The following is an 18,268-nucleotide window of genomic DNA, read 5'->3' as shown; positions in this document are numbered from 1 at the left end:
TATTCTTGAAAAAATATTCATGTTTCCCATTGAACCAATAGCGCTCCCACCGGGTCAAGCCGTATACTTTGCATCTGATTTTCACTTAGGCATTCCCTCTCCAGTCGCCAGCCGCGAACGAGAACGCCGGGTTATTCGCTGGTTGACCAACGCACAAACCGATGCCGCAGCCATTTTTCTGGTTGGGGATGTATTCGATTTCTGGTTTGAATACCGCAATGTAATTCCAAAAGGCTTTAGCCGTTTGCAGGGCAAGCTGGCCGAACTGGCCGATAGTGGACTCAAAATTGTCCTGTTCACCGGAAACCACGATATGTGGATGGCCAACTACTTTGCCGAAGAAATGGGAATCCCGACCTACCGGCGACCCAAATCGTACGAAATTGGCGGTAAACGGTTTCTGGTAGGCCACGGCGACGGCCTGGGGCCCGGTGATTTTAAATACAAGCAACTCAAGAAGCTTTTCGAAAACGGGATGGCTCGCTGGTTTTTTCGCTGGCTTCACCCGGATATCGGCATGGACTTTGGCAATGGCTGGTCGCGTAAGCGGAAAGAATCCGAGCAGCACCGAACCGAAGAATTTAAAGGCGACGAACAGGAATGGCTCTGGCAGTATTGCCGGGAAGTAGAAACCCGTCAGCACCACGATTACTACATTTTTGGGCACCGCCACCTTGCCCTGGATCTGAACGTAACCGAAAACAGCCGGTACATTAACCTGGGCGAGTGGATCAATCTAAACACCTACGCCCGGTTTGACGGACAGGACACAAAGCTGCTGACGTTTGAAGGCTAGCGAACGTTGGCTTATTAATGGAACGGGAAGATCAGTTATTTTTTAGAATATCCTGACGCGAGATTCCTTCCGGCGGGGTCGCATTGAGTTCCTGCCGGAAATCCTTCTTCTTCATATCACCGTTTTTAACGGACTTAATGAAGTTGGCCCAGGCAAACGGATTCAGAAACGGAATGGTTGTCATCTGCGACCGGCCCGTCATGGATTCGCGGCCATACCACTGCTGATTGAGGTAATACCGGTAGTTGCCGGCGGCACTCATGGGCGTCATGGCTGCCAACCGCTGCATAGACTCCTCGCTGAGGTTACGCGCCATGTTCTCGCGCTCTTTTTCATCCGGTAACTTCATGTTAACGAAAGCCTGCTTGAACAATTCTTCCGTTGGATAGGGATATACTTTTACCTCCGTCAGCATCTGCACATCTTCCTGCATGGCTACTACCGCTGAGTAGGAAGTTTCCGTTAACCGCCGGGGAATGATGTGGTATTGCTTCTTGTAACCGACGTAACTGAACACAATGCTGTCGCCGGGTAAAACCGGAATGGCAAAGTATCCGTTTGTGTTGGCTAACACCCCCCGACCGGCCCGGGGGATGGAGATATAGGCTTCCGGCAACGGTTCCGATGTTTTTCCAGCGGTAATAATCCCGGTAAACATGATCAGCTTCTCCTGGCCCTGTGCCCGGGCGGTTTGCAGAGCAGCGACCATCATCCCCAACGCAAGGGCCAGAACGGTTATTATTTTTATCAGCAATGTCTTCATATCCTCCTTTTAAAACGCCTATCTGAAAGGCGTATTGTCCAAATTCTGTAGGCTGATTGAATAGTTCTTTATTCAGAATCAGGCAAACAGCTTCAAAAAAGTAATAATAAACGGAGCCGCCAGCAACAAACCGTCAAAACGGTCGAGAAAGCCACCATGCCCCGGAATCGACGATCCGGAATCCTTAATGGCAATGCTCCGTTTGAAGAGCGATTCAACCAGATCACCGTAGGTACCCGTCACCACAATAATTGCCCCCACGCAGTACCACTCCCAGGGGCGCAGGTCATCTACAAAAATAGTCAGAAAAAAAGCGATGATGGCAGCCGCCATAGCCCCGCCCACGGCCCCTTCCCACGATTTTTTGGGCGATACCCGCTCAAATAACTTTCGACGGCCAAATTTAGTGCCGGCAAAATAGGCCCCGATATCGCTGGCCCACAGCAGCACCAGACAACCCAGCATCAAACCCGGATGATAGACTCCTCCGCGCAGCGCCAGCACGTTCAGCAAGGCAAACGGTACGGCCACGTAGATAAGCCCCAGGAAAGTAAACCCGATGTTGGTAAAAGGTTTTAAATCCCGCTTCTTGTATAACTTGATTAAAAAAATCATGGAAGCAGCCGGGCAGATCAGAAAGTAGCTATCATAACCAACAATCTGTTTTTCAATTAAGTAGGTAAGCAAACAAATCAGACACCCCACGGCTGTTCCGTAATACGTCAGCGGCTGATTCCCATCCAGACCCAGCAGCTTATAAAACTCCAGCTGCGTCAGCGCACTGATAATGCAGAACAGCAGCGCAAAGGTCCAGTCACTATACCAAATTCCAAATAAAATGATGAAGACACCGATAGCAGCCGTAATGACACGCTGTTGTAGGTTCGACATCCGATTCAAATGTGCTTTCATGTAGTAAGGTAACTACAAACCGGATTGGTTTATCTGGCGAAAATAACAAAATACCGACAGGTCATTCATACATCGGTTTCGCTTTCCGTCTATTTTTATCTTTATTTACAGTTTATCTCACGTTTATAGAGTTGCAGTTTCGGGCAATCTACTCGCCGATTCGTACCTATGTTCTTTGTTCTGCTCAGCCTGTTCTTTCAATTGGCAGGAAACGGTCAGCAACCGGATTATGATCTTCGTTCCCTCCGTTGGGATATGACCAGCAAGGAAGTTCAGGCCGCTGAACGATCGGCGCCGTTTTTGAAAACCGACACCACCCTCCACTACCGTGGGCGCTGGTTTCATAGCTTTCCGGTTTCGGTAAAATTTGCTTTTGCGAAAGATCAGCTGGTGGGGGCGCAGTACATTTTCACCGAACGGCATGTTCGCGCCCAACAGCATTGGGATGACTACGAAGCTGTCGCCAGGATTTTAACGGATCGGTACGGAACCCCATCCGGCGACTACTGGAACTGGAACTCTGAATTGTATAAAGGGCGTAAGGAACGCTACGGCGACGCGGTGTTGCTGGGCCACCTGACTCGTTCCAATGTCTGGGAAAGCGCCCGGACCATCGTCACGCTCGAAATGTCCGGCAAACCAACGGAAGGCATTTATACCGTGGTTTCGTATGCCAAAAAAATTGACAGCTAAACCGGGTCACTTAGTATTCCAGATCCGCCGTAATCAAATGAATTTTGGCGAGGGCGGCATTTTCGGCCTGCACGTATACTTCGCAGTTCCCTAACAAATAGTTACTATCTTTTTTATTAACGACAACGGCGTTAATGGCGTGTTCGGCTAACAGGACTTTGGCCAGTTCGGCGCGGTGCATGGTCGGTGTCACCAGTACTTTTTCCCACTGATCAGACATACGGCTGGGACGACGATTGATTTGATTTTCGAAAAAAAACTAAAAAACCTATCGTTAAAATTAGGGAAATTACTGCGCCGGTCCAAGGAACACTATTGGTATTCTCAATGTCAATCGAAATCATTTTACGGTGGTACAGCCAGACCATAAAAACCGTAAACCCGTTGTTTACCGCGTGGGCCAGAATAGCCACCCACAGGTTACCCGACCAGACATACAGGTAGCCAAACAAAGCCCCGAGCAGAACCCTCGGCACAAAACCGTAAAACTGAACGTGAATGGCGCTAAAAATGATGGCCGCCACCCAGATGGCCACGTGTACATTGCCGGTCCACTGCGCCAGTTTCCGTTGCAGAAGGCCCCGAAACAGCACCTCTTCGCCAATGCCCGGAATAATGGCAATGACCACCAGCGCAATCACTAATTCCAGCGGTGAGGAGAAATTCGTCAGAAAGGTGGTCAGTTCGGAAATCTGGTCCTCCTTCTGTTTCATCCACTCTTCCAGACCCCGTAGCGCATCCGGGAAATCGAGGTTCTGATTCCATTCAATAATCAACCCGTTGAAGGGCATAAACGTAATGGTCAGCAGCGCCACCAGCCCCACGGCCTGAACCGCACTGAGTGGTCGGGCGTTGAAGTCGGCCCACCCCCGGTGTTCGATCCAGCGCAGATACAGCAGGCTGGGCAGCAGAAATGAACAAAGATGGCTAACGGCCTGAATCAGCATCAGCAGCGGCCAGCTGCCGGGATAATCGGCGGGATTGCTCAGCACATCGGTAATCTCGCCCACATCATGCCCGCCCGTCGTGGCCCAGCCCGCCAGAAATAGTCCGGCCAGCAAACCGCCCAGCGACATGCCCAGCAAAATAAAGCCCAACAGGACCAGCAGACTACGAAGGGGATGCAAAGGATTCGTTGACGGGGACGTAGAGCGGAAGTCTTCCATAATTGCTGTAAATTTACGGCCAAAACCGTGAGGTTCTTACAAGTAGGCAATTTTTTATCCCAACGCTCTAAGATTTTTTGGGTCCTACGGTTTTACACCGAACATCTTTAGAAACCGTGTTGTTAGCGATATATGGTTAAAATTGGAACAATTGAACTGGGCGACTTTCCGCTGCTGCTGGCGCCGATGGAGGATGTAAGCGATCCGCCGTTCCGGGCAGTATGCAAAGCAAACGGCGCCGATTTGATGTATACGGAATTTATTTCGTCGGAGGGCTTGATCCGCGACGCGGCCAAGAGCGTTCAGAAACTCGACATTTTTGAATACGAACGCCCGGTGGGAATTCAGCTTTTTGGCTCAGACATCGAAACCATGCGGGCCTGCGCCGAGATTGCAACGCGGGTAAATCCGGACCTGATCGATATTAACTACGGCTGTCCGGTAAAGAATGTGGCCTGCCGGGGTGCCGGGGCGGCTTTGTTGCAGGATATTCCGAAGATGGTCAAAATGACCGAAGCCGTCGTGAAAGCCACCCACCTGCCCGTTACCGTAAAAACCCGTCTGGGCTGGGACGAAAACACAAAAAATATTCAGGAAGTAGCCGAGCGCTTGCAGGACATTGGTATTCAGGCCCTGACCGTTCATGGACGGACGCGGGTGCAGATGTACAAAGGTGAAGCCGACTGGACGCTCATTGGCCGGGTGAAAGAAAACCCGCGCATTACGATCCCGATTTTTGGCAACGGCGATATTGAAAGTCCCGAAAAGGCACTGGAGTATAAAAACCGGTACGGTGTTGACGGTATCATGATTGGCCGCGCCAGCATTGGTTATCCCTGGATTTTTAACGAAATCAAGCACTATGTGCGGACGGGTGAGCATTTAGCCGCTCCCACGCTGGCTGATCGGGTAGCGGTCTGCAAGCAGCATCTGGAGTTTTCGATTCGCTGGAAAGGTGAGAAAACCGGCATCTTCGAAATGCGTCGGCATTATACCAATTATTTCAAGGGCCTCGACAACTTCAAACCGTTTCGGCTCCGGCTGGTGCAGGCGGATACACTGGCGGAAATCAACGGTATTCTCGACGAAATTATCGAGACGTACGAGGTAGCTCTGATCTGATTTCCCGCATCCCGAGGTACGGTTATTTTGCTTTCACACCGTAAAATCTCCGGTGCCTCGGGAAAGCTCTTTACTCAAAAACCAGTACCGGGCTGGGTTTCGACTCGCCAACCTGATTCTGCATTTCCTGCAATTTTGAATATTTAATAACCGGATAAACCGCCGACAGCAGCGCCCACATAAACCCCGGATAACCGTCGAGCACCCCGCCTTTCAGCAGGTAGATCTTCACAAACGTAAACAGAAACCGAAGCCCCTGGAGTCCAATATGGGCTTTTTTGTGCCGCACAGCCATTTCTTTAGCACTCAGGGTGGTGTACTGATTCATTTTCTGGACGTAATCGTGCAGCGAACCGTAGCTATCATGAATCAGAATACCCGATAGCGTTCCAGGAGTGCCTTCGACCTGAATGGACTCGTGAACCGCGACCGGGGTAACGTCGCCTTTCCGGCGATTGAACAGCCGCACAACCGGTTGGCGATTCTGACCGCTATACCGCAGCACCCGTCCCAGAAAAATCAGGTTTCGGGGCAAGGCATAACCCGCCGGTCCGGGCAATCCGTCAGCAAACAAGGCCGTAATTTCCTGAGCCAGTTTTTCCGAAACCAGTTCATCGGCATCGAGCACCAGCACCCAGTCGTGTTTGGCCTGGTTGACAGCAAATTGCTTCTGTGGGCCAAAACCGTTGAATTTCCGGTAGAAAATCCGGCAATTAAACTGCTGGGCAATGGGCAGTGTGGCGTCCGTGCTTCCTGAATCAACTAAAACAATGTCGTCTGCCCAGTCATACACCGTCTCCAGTACCTTTTTCAAGGTCCGTTCAGCATTCAGCGTTATCATCACAACGGAAAGCGGAACTTTCGTGTGCCTATTCATGGTGTTATGAGCGATTGGGTTAGCTGATAATCTTCAACGGGCTGGTGCGGACTCACGGTTGATCCCTGTCTATACCGAAGGCTTTCCCGACCGGGCGCCCCTCGCAGAATAAACCAGGCTAATTGGGCAAAATGTTTATTTTTTAATGCTTTTCGTCCAATTTTTATCGTGTAATATAACTGAAACAGGCTCCGCTTAAACACGTTTTCATTTTTACGGAGGTAATAAAAGAGCGAAATGTAATATTCTTTATCAGTTTGCAAATTCCGATGTGTACTGCCACCGCCGATGTGCAGATACCGTACATCCGGAACCAGCATGGCTTTCCACTTCCCTTCGCGCAACCGCAGGCACAAATCCTCTTCTTCACAGTACAGGAAATAAGCCGGATCAAAACCACCGACCTGCCAGAGAGCCGTTGCCCGCACAAACATGGCACTTCCCGTAATCACCGGCACCACCATCGGATGGTCGTAAACCCGATGACGCGACATATACTCCGCCGGATTAAAAACCCGCATTACGCTGTGCCCCAGCACCTTCATTCCTAACGTGGGAAAATGATTAAAAGACGGTTCGTGCCCGTCATGGCCGTTAATGCCCTGCCCTGTGCAGATTCCCACGGCGGTGTTTTCTTCCATGAATGCATACAGTCGACCGCAAACGTCATCGAGCAACTGACAGTCGTTGTTCAGAAAAAAATAGTAGGTGGAGGATGGATCGGCGATCTGCAATCCAAGCATGTTACCGCCCGCAAAACCAAGGTTGATTCGGCTCCGGGCGATCTTTACATTAGGCAGTTTGGTCAGAGAATGTAACCGCCCCAGGTCCCCAGGGCGTGAGTTATTATCAACAATTATAATTTCATAATCAGCTAGTTGTGTCCGATTCCGAATAGAAGCCACACAATCCAGGGTATAGCTGCTGGAATTGTAGTTCAGTATAATTATCGATAGTTTCATACCCTGTCGGATGCAGATTCGTTGCGGCTCACCAGTTGCCCGGTGCCAGATTCATTGCGAAATGGGCCTAAAAAAGTAAGACAGGAATCCGGCTCCTATCGTTGCATTCCAATAAATACTCAAATGCCAGCAGGATCGTTGCGTATTGTATGCTTGTCCCTGTTAAACCAGCTATCGATCAATAAGTTAGTGTGGAAGACTTTTTTGCAATCACCCGAACCAAACCTTGTTGCCCGGTGGTTTTGCTGATATGACAAGACAATTTACCGAAAAATCATCTACCCTGCACGAACCGGTCCTTTCTTCTTCATCCAGCCGCCGGTTTCTAGCCTGGGTGCTCCTCCTGCTGGTAGCCCTTATCTGGGGTACTTCTTTCATTCTGATTAAACACAGTCTGACGGCTTTTTCAGCTATGCAGGTTGGCACTGGCCGGATTTTCCTGGCGCTGGTCTTTTTTCTGCCGTATCTGCTGATTCGCTGGAACCAGTTTCCGCGCGACCGCTGGCTGCCCCTCCTGGGGTCCGGAATGCTGGGCTACCTGATTCCCGCCATGCTGTTTGCCACCGCCGGGGCCCACTTGAACAGTTCGCTGGCCGGAACCCTGAACGCCCTCAGCCCCCTGTTCACGTTTCTGATCGGCATCGCATTATTCGGTAAACGGGCCAAACTACAGCAGGTAGGCGGTATTTTGCTGGGCTTTGCGGGATCGGTCTTCCTGGTCTTTTTCAGTGCAACGGGCTCGTTTTCGTACAACGGTTACGCTTTTCTGCTTGTTCTGGCCACCCTTTTCTACGGTTTCAACATCAACATTGTTTCCCGGTATTTATCGGATTTACCGGCTCTCCTTTCCACGGCTTCGACCTTTGCAATGGTTGGCCCCATTGCGCTGGTCGGTCTGGCTACGACGGATTTCCCGACCCGGGTAACGGCCCCGGGTTCGACGCCCGCCCTGCTGATGCTCGTCACCCTCGGAATGATCGGTTCGGGCTTTGCCACCATTCTTTTTAACCGCGTCATCCAACTCACCTCCGCCGTTTTTGCCTCAACGGTAACGTACCTGATTCCGGTGGTGGCCGTCTTCTGGGGATTGTTCGACGGCGAACCTCTGCACTGGCCGCAGGTGGCCGGTATGGGAATTTGTCTGCTAGGTGTATATTTGATCAACAAAAAATAAGACACCTTAGCCCCTGCTTCATGTTTCGTGCTTCCGTCAATGATCAGCCGCCTTTTGAAATTGATTTTTCGGGCAACCAACCGGTTTTAAACGGCCAGCCCTTTGCCTGGGATGTGGTCCGGCTGAACGACCGGATGTTTCATATCCTGCATCAGAACCGTTCGTATACCGCCGAACTGCTGCATCTGGACCCTGCGGCCAAAACCGTTACGCTCAAAATCAACGAGTCGATTCATCAGGTTCAGCTGAAAGACCGTTTTGATCTGCTCCTCGAACAAATGGGCATGAGTACGGCCAGCCTGACGAAGATCAACGAGATCAAAGCACCGATGCCCGGCCTGATTCTAAGCCTGAGCGTGCAATCCGGCGATGTGGTTCGGAAAGGCGACACGGTCCTGATTCTGGAAGCGATGAAAATGGAAAATGTCATCAAATCGCCCGCCGACGGCACCGTCAAAACCGTCCGGATAAGCCGCGGCCAAACCGTTGAAAAAAACCAGGTTCTGGTAGAATTCAATTGAGCGTCAGGAATCAGGAGCAATGAATTGGCTGCGCATTCTCCTAAGCGGAGCATTTTAACTCTTCACTCTTCACTCTTAACTCATCACTGTTCACTATATTTGCCGCCAAACTTTCCTTCATGGCTCAACTAAAATATAAACGAATTCTGCTGAAGCTTAGCGGAGAAGCGTTAAGCGGAGAAAAAGGGTACGGTATCGACCCGACGGTTTTAGAACAGTATAGCCTGGAAATCAAGCGGGTTATTGAACTAGGCGTCCAGGTTGCCATCGTTATCGGCGGGGGTAACATCTTTCGCGGTATTCAGGGCGAACGCAGCGGCATGGACCGGGTTCAGGGCGATTACATGGGAATGCTGGCGACGGTCATCAACGCCATGGCCATCCAGAGTTCGCTCGAACAACACGGTTTGTATACGCGCGTGATGTCGGCCATCAAGATGGAACAGGTTTGCGAACCGTACGTCCGTCGGCGGGCCGTTCGTCACCTCGAAAAAGGCCGTGTCGTAATCTTTGGCGCCGGAACCGGAAACCCGTACTTCACGACGGATACCACGGCCAGCCTGCGCGCCATCGAGGTCGAAGCGGATGTGGTTCTGAAAGGTACCAAAGTCGATGGGGTGTATACCGCTGATCCGTTCAAGGATAAAACCGCTACCCGGTATACAACCATTTCGTTTCAGGACGTTTACGAAAAAAAATTGAACGTAATGGACCTGACAGCCTTTACGTTATGCAAGGAAAACAACCTTCCCATCATCGTGTTCGATATGAACCGTGCCAACAACCTGGTTAAACTGGTTGAGGGCGAAGATATTGGCACGCTGATTACGGGATAATTTTATGTGATGGATGATGACGATGACGTATACTGTATGGTCAACAGGTCCGTTGCCGGTTTGACCGGCTCATAAAGTCATTATTCATCATTCATAATTCATCATTATTTAAAGACGATGGAAGAAATTGAGCTTTATCTCGAAGACGCCCGGGATACGATGGAAAAGGCGTTGAAACATTTGAACATCGAATTATCTAAAATCCGGGCGGGCAAGGCATCTCCTTCGATGCTGGACGGTCTTCAGGTGGAATATTACGGCGTGAATTCACCCCTTAACAACGTGGCTTCCATTACAACGCCCGACGCCCGGACCATTGCGATCAAGCCGTTCGAGAAAAAGATGATTGCTGAAATCGAAAAGGCCATTCGCAACAGCAATCTCGGCCTTTCTCCGACCAACGACGGCGAAAACATCCGTCTGAACATCCCCCCCCTGACCGAAGAGCGTCGTCGCGATCTGGTCAAAAAGGTAAAGCAGGAAATTGAGGTGGGTAAAGTCAATATCCGCAACATCCGGAAAGACACAAACGATGACATTCGGAAACTGACCAAAGAAGGCGTTTCGGAAGATGATGTAAAGAAGGGTGAAGAACGCGTTCAGAAACTGACGGACGGTTTTATCGCCAAAATCGACAGCATTTTCGTCGCAAAAGAACAGGATATCATGTCGGTGTAAGCCGTTTTGTATGCTTTGCTACGGGATTCTCATCAGCAACCCTTTTGAGAATCCCGTAGCTTTTTATTAAGGCCTATCCTTCTCTTCCTCAGCGTTTTCTTCTTCCTCCCCATTTTTAACCCACGCTGTTTTTATTCCATTCTCTGCATACCGTTCCCGGTTTGCCGACAGGATCGGTCCTACCCCACCCATACCAATACCGAGTAAGGCTAAAAGAAGAAGTGCACCCAGAAAGAGCAGCCGGAATAATTTCTTAATGTTTTTCATTGAACGATAAGGTGACTGAAGATTGCCTGAAGATGCTGAATGAAAGCACGAAAAATTACTTCTGACAAAAAGTCACCGGTTCGTCAACGGGGCCTTGCGGAATCGTTTTTAGGCGCAGAAAATGAGGTACGAATTTTTGAAAAGCAACAAACTTGGAGAGAACAGTCAGTTTAGTTTTTACGAGACGGTTATAAGCAAACAGAGTGTTGAGTCCGAAGGCAAATCGGTCTAACGTATTCTTTGCCTGAACCGATTGTCCTGAAGTGGAACTTTCGGCTCCATCAACGCTTTCCGAGACCGCGAATCGGCTTAAAACACTCCACTCTGTTTTGGTTCGTGTTCCAGCCAAAACAGAATCATGACTGCCTGAAAAGAGAAACAACCCACAGAATAGTGCTACAATCAGCAACCATTTCGTGAAGCCGTTCCAGCCTTGTATTTTCTGGCCGTTGCTCATTTGTCATTTACCAGCCCGGGTTTTGCGTCAGGTTTGGATTCAACTGGCGTTCTTTGGCGGGAATGGGAAAAAGATAATGTTTCTTCTCGTCAAACGGACGGCCTTTGGAAGTTAGTTCCAGATAGGCTTTTTTCCAGCGCACCAGATCGCGCCAGCGGTGGCCCTCCATGCCCAGTTCAACCACCCGTTCGTGCATGATCCAATCCATAAAGGCGGCTTTTGAAAGGCCCGGATCCAGCGGTTTCAGATCCGCCCGCTCCCGTACCCGGTTGACGGCAGCATAGGCTTCGCCGGTCGGCCCCTGCGCTGAATTGACGGCTTCGGCATACATCAGCAACACATCGGCAAACCGCAGCAGCCGGATATTAACGTCCGAACCCGTCGTCCAGTCAAATTCATTACCCGCATCTTTCTGGTATTTGCGAGTAGCATAATCCGTCGGTTTAATATCAAACCAGGAATCGTATTCAAGCACCCGAAAGTAATCCAGCCCGTCGAACTTGCTGCCCCGTGGGCCAAAAACAGACGCCAGAAGCCGTGTATCACCGGTTTCAAACTGCTTAACGTACCACTCCGACGGGATAACGTTGTTGTAGGCCCGGCCCCGCACCCCCATTTCAAGCGGTCGCAGACCACCCGTACCGCACTCGTCGCAGAAAGCACCGGGGTCCACAGTGGTTGAGAACTGCACTTCAAACAGCGACTCCCGGTTATTTTCGTTTATGTTCGTATGGTTGTCGCGGTAGTCGGGCATCAGGTTGTACACATTCGAGTCGATGATTTCCTTAAACAATTGCGCGGATGCGGCATAATCAGCCTGGTTGTTGGTCAGATTAGCTCGGTACAGCAGGGCTTTAGCCCGAAATCCCTTAGCCGCTCCGCGCGTGGACCGGCCAATGTCGTCCTCTTCGTACGCAACCGGAAGCCGCTTTTCGGCCTCCTCAAAATCTTTCAGAATGGCCGCATACACCTGCGCCGTCGCGGTTCGGCTGGGTTGTTTTTCCACCGGATTGCTCACATCAACCACTTTCAGAATCAGCGGCACGTCCCCAAAATTGGTTACCAGCGTGAAATAATATAGCCCGCGCAAAAAATACGCTTCGCCCAGCAAACGGCTTTTTTTATCCTCATTCATCGGAACGCCCGGAATTCGGCTGATCGCCAAGTTACTCCGGTAAACACCCTGATAACAACCTGACCAGAGAAAATTGAACACTTCGTTGGACGCGTCAGCCTCGGCTTCGCGCATCTGCACCAGACTCGGGCTGGTCGATGCCGTCGCGCTGGTTTCGTCAGACATCAACTCCTGCGTCAGATGGATCATCTGCGAGTACAGTTCCGGTGATGCCAGCGTCGCATAAGCCGCGTTGACGGCTTTCATCGCGTCTTCTTCCGTTTTGTAATAATTATCGGTGGTCAGCTCATTGACATTCTGAACATCCAGTGCCTTTTCGCTACAACCGGCCATCAGCCCGGCCACCAGCAACAGGGTGCTTATCTTTTTCATACAGTAGTTCATCAAAAGTTGAGTTGAATCCCGCCCAAAAACATCCGTGACTGAGGTTGCTGCGCCCGATCAATCCCTTCGGCCACGGCCTGATTGCTGGCGAACTCGGGGTCAAAACCGCTGTATTTGGTTTGGGTAAACAGGTTTTGCGCACCAACGTACACCCGCACGTGACTGGCGCCAAAGCGCGACGTTAATTCCTTCGGCAAGGTATAGCCAAGTTGCAGCGACTTGACCCGGAAATAACTACCGTTCTCGATAAAACGGTCGGACGGACGGAAATTGCGGGTGCCGGACGCATCCACGCGGGGCTCGGTCGTCGATGGGTTGTCGCGGGTCCAGCGATTGAGCACCTGCGTTCCGGCATTGTATCGTCCCTGAAAACCGTATAACCAATAGGACGTGGCATTATACAATTGCCGCCCCGATTCGCCCTGTAACAACACCGACAGATCGAAGCCCAAACCGCTGACGGAAGCCATAACACCGTAATAGAAAGTCGGAACGGGGCTACCCAGAAACGTTTTATCGTCGTCCGTAATCCGTTCATCGCCGTTCAGATCGGCGTAGCGAATATCGCCGGGTTCGGTGCCGGTCAGGCTCGGGTTGTTGATGATTTCGGTGCGGTTCTGGAAAATCCCTTCCCGCCGAAAACCGTAAAAACTGCCAACCGGCTGCCCAACCGCCGTGGCCGTTACGTTTTCCTCCTGAACCAGACCGGAGAAAGCCGGGCCGGGCCGTTCGCCCAGCGAAACGACTTTGTTTTTTTGCCAACTCGCAAAACCGCCGACACTATACGTAATCAAATCTGTGCTTTGCTGCACCGCCAGACTCAGATCAATTCCGGAGTTATCAACTACCCCGGCGTTGGTCAGCGGAGCCTCAGCCCCTACCGATGCCGGCAAGGGAACCTCTACCAGCAAATCCGTTGTCCGTCGCCGGAAATAATCGACCCGTATCTTTATCAGGTCCTCCAGTGCGTTCACATCCAGGCCCACGTTGCTGGTCGTCGTGGTTTCCCAGCGAACGCCGGGGTTGGGCAGCGTACTCGGAAAAGCACCGACACCCAGAAACGAATTAGTTGGGCCAAACGGGTAATTGTAGTTTTGAGCAATCAGCGATGCGTACTGAAAATCGCCCACGTTGTCGTTGCCGGTTTTGCCCCAGCCCGCCCGCAGTTTGACGGCGTTCAGGTAGGGAACGGCTTCCATAAAGGCTTCTTTGCTGATGTACCAGGCCCCGCCCACCGACGGGAATACGCCAAACCGGTGCCCCGGCCCGAAACGCGACGAACCATCACGCCGGATGGCCGCCGTTAGCCAGTATTTTTTGTCATAATCGTACGACAACTGGCCCAACAGGCTCACAATCCGGTAAAAACCGTAGGTGCCGCCCACGGTCCGGTTCCGCGACGATTGCCCCGCCGTCAGCGACCGAATGTCGTTACCGGGCAAATTATCCGCCGAAGCCTGCACATCGTCGCTGCGGTAGGTCTGACGGCTTCCGGCCAGCAAAATTCCAAACGAATGAACGTCCTGGGTTCGCGTGTAACTTACCTGATGGTGCAGCAGCGTGTTGTAATTCGTCTGTTTGGCCCGGGCCAGCGATGCCGTGAGGTTCAGATTATACTCGCCCATGTTGAAGGCCGGGCGGGAATAAACCCGGTCAGCATTACGCACGTCAAACCCCAGAGTAGCGCGGTAAGTCAGGCCCTCCAGCAGCGTCCATTCCCCGAACAAATCGCCGGTCAGATTCAGCGCCGTTCGCCGGTCGTTGGTCAGGGCCGCTAGTCCGATGGGGTTGGGCGTATCGTTGTTGGCATCCAGATAGGTCGTCCCGTTATACCCACCCACCCATCTGGGATTGGTAATGGAGAGATACGGCGCACTTTTCATCGCCAGTTCGATGGGCGTCCGGCCACTGGCACCGTCGTTGGCGTGCTGAACCGACTGCCCGACCGTCAGGTGCTGCCCGACTTTCAGGTTTTCGGCCAGATCAAAGTCGGTGTTAAGCCGTAGCGATAACCGTTCAAAATCGGAACCCCGAATGACACCATCCTGCCGGAAGTAATCGGCGGCCATCAGATACCGGGCCGATTCGTTGCCACCCGCCACCGAAAGATAGGCACTCCGAACCGGGGCCGGGCGCATCAACGCACCCAGCCAATCGGTACTGGTGCCCAGCAACGTATCGAGTGATGACTGGTTGGTCAGCTTAAAGGCCGGAATCAGCCCGCCGTTTGAACGGCTGTCGTTGATGAAGTCAATGTACTGGCGGGTGTTGAGAAGTTGCGGCCCCTGACTGGCCCGCCCAACGCCCGTGTACACATCCAGATTAACGCGGGGGGCGCCTGTCGTTCCTTTTTTGGTGGTAATGAGAATAACGCCGTTGCTGCCCCGCATTCCATACAGCCCCGTTGAAGCCGCATCTTTCAGCACTTCGACCGATTCAATGGAATTCGGCGTGAGCCAGTTCAGGTTGTCCGACTGTCCGATAATCATCCCATCAACGACCACCAGCGGGGTGGTATCTCCGAAGCGACCGGGACCGTGAATTTGCAGGGTAGCCGCCCCGCCCGGTTCTCCGGAATTAGACCGAACGAGCAGGCCCGCGACCTGGCCCTGTAACGCCTGGAGAGCATTTGCCGTCACGATGCGCCGGAGCTTTTGGGCAGAAACGGTATCGTTTGAACTGATAGACTGCGGACTTACCAGCCGTCCACTCCGAACCGAAAGAGAATCTTCCGCAGGGGGGGCAGAGGTAGCAAAACTGGGTGTTTGAGCAGCAAAAAATAAGGATAAACAACTAACTGCCAAGCTATTGTATCGCATCCACAACGTTGAGTAGCACCGATTCAGCGGTGAATTTATCATACCTGAGATAGGGTTAGAGAAGGTAACGCCAAAGGTAAACCAACTCTTTTAATTCAGGAATAATACCAGACAAAAAATAAAAACCTCCGTGATCTTCACAATCACGGAGGTTTAAGGGCTCCACGAACCGGGCCGCGCGGGCTTCAGTTCATTCAAATCTATGATTCCGGCGAAGGCGACCCCTTGCGGGCTATCGTCCGCAGGTTCGGAACCGCGTTCGTTATTTCTTCACAAACTCGCGGTGGTGAGCAGCTTTGAAAAGCTCTTCTTCGGGCAGGCTTTTGAAGTATTCATACGTAATCCGCAAGCCTTCTTCCCGCGACACTTTCGGCTCCCATCCCAGAATTTCCTTCGCCCGCGTAATGTCCGGACGGCGTTGTTTGGGGTCGTCGGTCGGCAACGGTTTCACCACCAGTTTTTGGGTAGTGCCCGTCAGTTTGATGATTTCCTCGCCAAACTCCCGGATCGTGATTTCGTTGGGGTTACCAATGTTGACCGGATAAGCATAGTCGCTCAGGAGCAACCGATAGATGCCTTCGATCAGATCATCTACGTAGCAAAAGGAACGGGTCTGGCTACCGTCACCGAAAACCGTCAGGTCTTCTCCGCGCAGGGCCTGACCGATGAAAGCGGGCAGTACCCGACCGTCGTTGAGCCGCATCCGGGGGCCGTAGGTATTGAAAATCCTGACAATCCGGGTTTCCAAACCGTGGAACGTGTGGTACGCCATCGTCATCGCTTCCTGGAACCGTTTGGCTTCGTCGTAAACGCCCCGCGGCCCCACCGGGTTAACATTGCCCCAATAGTCTTCGTTCTGTGGGTGAACCGCCGGATCGCCGTATACTTCCGAGGTTGACGCAATCAGGACCCGGGCGTTTTTAACCCGCGCCAGTCCCAGACAGTTGTGAATCCCCAACGAACCTACTTTCAGCGTTTGAATCGGGATTTTCAGGTAATCGATGGGGCTGGCGGGCGACGCAAAGTGCAGAATGTAATCCAGTTCACCCGGAACGTGAATAAATTTCGATACGTCGTGGTGGTAGAACTCAAAATTCGGCAGGTGGAACAGGTGTTCGATGTTGCGGATATCGCCCGTAATGAGGTTATCCATCGCAATAACGTGATACCCTTCCTTGATAAAGCGATCGCAGAGGTGTGATCCGAGGAAACCGGCCCCACCCGTTATTAGTACGCGTTTCATAGAGTCGTGACTGTTGTTTTAAATGAAAGGTTTATAGCCCAGGTTTTGTGATGAAAACCGCTCAGGCAGCCCCGCCTAAACCGCAGGCTAAAACCGTTGCTCGTATTTTCAGGTCTGTTTTCGTTTGATCTAGGCACTCTGATGAACTTCCGGCATTACTGTTTCGCGCCCGATGCTGTAGTAGGTGTAGCCCACTTCTTTCATCTGGTCGAGTTCGTAGACGTTACGCCCGTCAAAAATCACCTTGTTTTTCAACAGCAGATTCATTTTGTTGAAATCGGGTGTACGGAACAGCGGCCATTCGGTCATGATCACCAGCGCGTCGGCATCGTCCAGAGCCGCATACGAGGTGTGCGCGTAGGTAATCTGATTACCAAGTAGATTCCGCACGTTTTCCATCGCTTCGGGGTCATACACCGTCACTTTCGCCCCTTCGCTCAACAGCGCCCGGATGTTTTCCAGCGCCGGCGCTTCGCGGATGTCATCGGTATACGGTTTAAACGCCAGCCCCCAGATGGCGATGGTTTTGCCTTTCAGGTTACCGTCAAAGTGATCTTTAATCAACGGCAGCAGTTTGCTTTTCTGCTGGGCGTTCACGTCCATCACCGACTTCAGAATCTTGAAATCGTAGGCGTTATCCTGCGCCGTTTTGGCCAGCGCCTGCACGTCTTTCGGGAAGCAGCTTCCGCCGTAGCCAATTCCGGCGAACAAAAACCGTTTGCCGATGCGGCTGTCTGTTCCGATGCCCCTCCGAATGTCATCGACGTTAGCACCTACTTTCTCACACAGGTTGGCAATTTCGTTCATGAAGGAAATCTTTACGGCCAGAAACGCATTGGCGGCATACTTCGTCATTTCCGCCGAACGTTCATCCATGAAAATCACGGGATTGCCCTGCCGCACCAGCGGAGCATACAGCTTATTCATCACCGTTTTGGCTTTCTCAGATTGCGTACCAATCACCACGCGGTCGGGTTTCATGAAATCCTCAACGGCCACCCCTTCGCGCAGAAACTCCGGGTTTGATACCACGTCGAAATCAACCTGAGCGCCTTTGGAAATCATATTGCGCACCTTTTCGGCGGTTCCAACCGGAACAGTACTTTTATCAACGACCACCGCGTACTGCTTCAGCAGCGGGCCGAGGTCGTCGGCTACTTTCAGAATGTATTTCAAATCAGCGGAACCGTCTTCACCCGGCGGAGTAGGCAGGGCCAGGAAGATGACCTCCGCGCCTTCGATGCCTTCGGCCAGGTTGGTCGTAAATTTCAGACGGCCTTCGGCAGTATTTCGGTTGAACAGTACATCAAGACCGGGTTCGTAGATCGGAATAATACCGTTGTTGAGTTTTTCAACTTTTCGTTCGTCGATATCAACGCAGGTTACCTGATTTCCGGTTTCCGCAAAACAGGTACCGGTCACCAGTCCGACATACCCGGTTCCTATAACAGCTAATTTCATAG

General features: G+C 51.8%; 19 protein-coding genes. 7 read left to right on the top strand and 12 right to left on the bottom strand.

Annotation, left to right across the window (positions count from 1 at the left end; all coding sequences use genetic code 11):
• The first annotated feature begins 19 nt into the window (after positions 1 to 19).
• Complete coding sequence (locus LX87_RS18885; protein ID WP_111629811.1) at positions 20 to 796, top strand: UDP-2,3-diacylglucosamine diphosphatase; 777 nt, start codon at positions 20 to 22, stop codon at positions 794 to 796.
• A 31-nt stretch (positions 797 to 827) separates the two neighbouring features.
• Here the strand turns inward: LX87_RS18885 and LX87_RS18880 are convergent, their stop codons facing one another.
• On the bottom strand, positions 828 to 1,559 hold the full coding sequence (locus LX87_RS18880) for a carboxypeptidase-like regulatory domain-containing protein (protein WP_111629810.1): 732 nt from the start codon (positions 1,557 to 1,559) through the stop codon (positions 828 to 830).
• Between the two features lie 78 nt (positions 1,560 to 1,637).
• Positions 1,638 to 2,471, bottom strand: a complete 834-nt coding sequence (locus LX87_RS18875) for a phosphatidate cytidylyltransferase (protein WP_111629809.1) — start codon at positions 2,469 to 2,471, stop codon at positions 1,638 to 1,640.
• Positions 2,472 to 2,639: 168 nt separating this feature from the next.
• Here LX87_RS18875 and LX87_RS18870 point away from each other — a divergent pair, with 168 nt between their 5' ends.
• Entirely contained in the window at positions 2,640 to 3,164 is a 525-nt protein-coding gene (locus LX87_RS18870; protein WP_111629808.1) for a hypothetical protein, read from the top strand.
• Positions 3,165 to 3,174: 10 nt separating this feature from the next.
• Here LX87_RS18870 and LX87_RS18865 read toward each other — a convergent pair whose 3' ends face one another.
• A complete protein-coding gene (locus tag LX87_RS18865; RefSeq protein ID WP_111629807.1) occupies positions 3,175 to 3,384 on the bottom strand; it encodes a DUF2007 domain-containing protein in 210 nt (69 codons plus the stop codon).
• Entirely contained in the window at positions 3,377 to 4,291 is a 915-nt protein-coding gene (locus tag LX87_RS18860; protein ID WP_229310723.1) for a CPBP family intramembrane glutamic endopeptidase, read from the bottom strand. Before LX87_RS18860 ends, LX87_RS18865 begins: the two co-directional genes overlap by 8 nt.
• A gap of 171 nt (positions 4,292 to 4,462) precedes the next feature.
• On the opposite strand from LX87_RS18860, the gene dusB reads away from it, so the two are divergent.
• Entirely contained in the window at positions 4,463 to 5,452 is a 990-nt protein-coding gene (gene dusB / locus LX87_RS18855; RefSeq protein ID WP_111629805.1) for a tRNA dihydrouridine synthase DusB, read from the top strand.
• A gap of 70 nt (positions 5,453 to 5,522) precedes the next feature.
• Here the strand turns inward: dusB and LX87_RS18850 are convergent, their stop codons facing one another.
• Positions 5,523 to 6,329 carry a glycosyltransferase family 2 protein gene (locus LX87_RS18850; RefSeq protein ID WP_111629804.1) on the bottom strand — a complete coding sequence of 269 codons (807 nt, stop codon included), beginning with the start codon at positions 6,327 to 6,329 and terminating at the stop codon, positions 5,523 to 5,525.
• Positions 6,326 to 7,291, bottom strand: coding sequence for a glycosyltransferase family 2 protein (locus LX87_RS18845; protein WP_111629803.1), 966 nt, complete (start codon positions 7,289 to 7,291; stop codon positions 6,326 to 6,328). Before LX87_RS18845 ends, LX87_RS18850 begins: the two co-directional genes overlap by 4 nt.
• A gap of 250 nt (positions 7,292 to 7,541) precedes the next feature.
• Here LX87_RS18845 and LX87_RS18840 point away from each other — a divergent pair, with 250 nt between their 5' ends.
• From LX87_RS18840 to frr, 4 genes are all read left to right on the top strand, one after another.
• Entirely contained in the window at positions 7,542 to 8,465 is a 924-nt protein-coding gene (locus LX87_RS18840; RefSeq protein ID WP_111629802.1) for a DMT family transporter, read from the top strand.
• Between the two features lie 20 nt (positions 8,466 to 8,485).
• Positions 8,486 to 8,986: an acyl-CoA carboxylase biotin carboxyl carrier protein subunit gene (locus tag LX87_RS18835; protein WP_111629801.1), complete on the top strand. Its 501-nt coding sequence runs from the start codon at positions 8,486 to 8,488 to the stop codon at positions 8,984 to 8,986.
• A 119-nt stretch (positions 8,987 to 9,105) separates the two neighbouring features.
• A complete protein-coding gene (gene pyrH / locus LX87_RS18830; protein WP_111629800.1) occupies positions 9,106 to 9,822 on the top strand; it encodes a UMP kinase in 717 nt (238 codons plus the stop codon).
• Between the two features lie 117 nt (positions 9,823 to 9,939).
• Positions 9,940 to 10,500 (top strand): ribosome recycling factor, encoded by a 561-nt coding sequence (gene frr / locus LX87_RS18825; protein ID WP_111629799.1) that lies wholly within the window; start codon positions 9,940 to 9,942, stop codon positions 10,498 to 10,500.
• A gap of 66 nt (positions 10,501 to 10,566) precedes the next feature.
• On the opposite strand, the gene LX87_RS18820 is transcribed toward frr, so the two are convergent.
• The 6 genes from LX87_RS18820 to LX87_RS18795 all read right to left on the bottom strand — a co-directional run bounded on the left by LX87_RS18820 (position 10,567) and on the right by LX87_RS18795 (position 18,266).
• Positions 10,567 to 10,767: a hypothetical protein gene (locus LX87_RS18820; protein WP_111629798.1), complete on the bottom strand. Its 201-nt coding sequence runs from the start codon at positions 10,765 to 10,767 to the stop codon at positions 10,567 to 10,569.
• A gap of 55 nt (positions 10,768 to 10,822) precedes the next feature.
• Entirely contained in the window at positions 10,823 to 11,224 is a 402-nt protein-coding gene (locus LX87_RS18815) for a hypothetical protein (RefSeq protein WP_111629797.1), read from the bottom strand.
• 7 nt (positions 11,225 to 11,231) lie between these two features.
• Positions 11,232 to 12,731, bottom strand: coding sequence for a RagB/SusD family nutrient uptake outer membrane protein (locus tag LX87_RS18810; protein WP_170139390.1), 1,500 nt, complete (start codon positions 12,729 to 12,731; stop codon positions 11,232 to 11,234).
• An 11-nt stretch (positions 12,732 to 12,742) separates the two neighbouring features.
• The gene (locus tag LX87_RS18805) at positions 12,743 to 15,562 is read right to left on the bottom strand and encodes a SusC/RagA family TonB-linked outer membrane protein (RefSeq protein WP_262511089.1); all 2,820 of its coding nucleotides are present in this window, start codon (positions 15,560 to 15,562) and stop codon (positions 12,743 to 12,745) included.
• Positions 15,563 to 15,824: 262 nt separating this feature from the next.
• A complete protein-coding gene (locus LX87_RS18800) occupies positions 15,825 to 16,805 on the bottom strand; it encodes a UDP-glucuronic acid decarboxylase family protein (protein ID WP_111629794.1) in 981 nt (326 codons plus the stop codon).
• 129 nt (positions 16,806 to 16,934) lie between these two features.
• Positions 16,935 to 18,266 (bottom strand): UDP-glucose dehydrogenase family protein, encoded by a 1,332-nt coding sequence (locus LX87_RS18795; RefSeq protein ID WP_111629793.1) that lies wholly within the window; start codon positions 18,264 to 18,266, stop codon positions 16,935 to 16,937.
• Positions 18,267 to 18,268 lie beyond the last annotated feature (2 nt).

Origin of the sequence: Larkinella arboricola, assembly GCF_003259745.1 — a bacterium.
Classification (GTDB): domain Bacteria; phylum Bacteroidota; class Bacteroidia; order Cytophagales; family Spirosomataceae; genus Larkinella; species Larkinella arboricola.
Note: the sequence above shows the minus strand (reverse complement) of the source record. Positions and strands in the feature narration are given on the sequence as shown.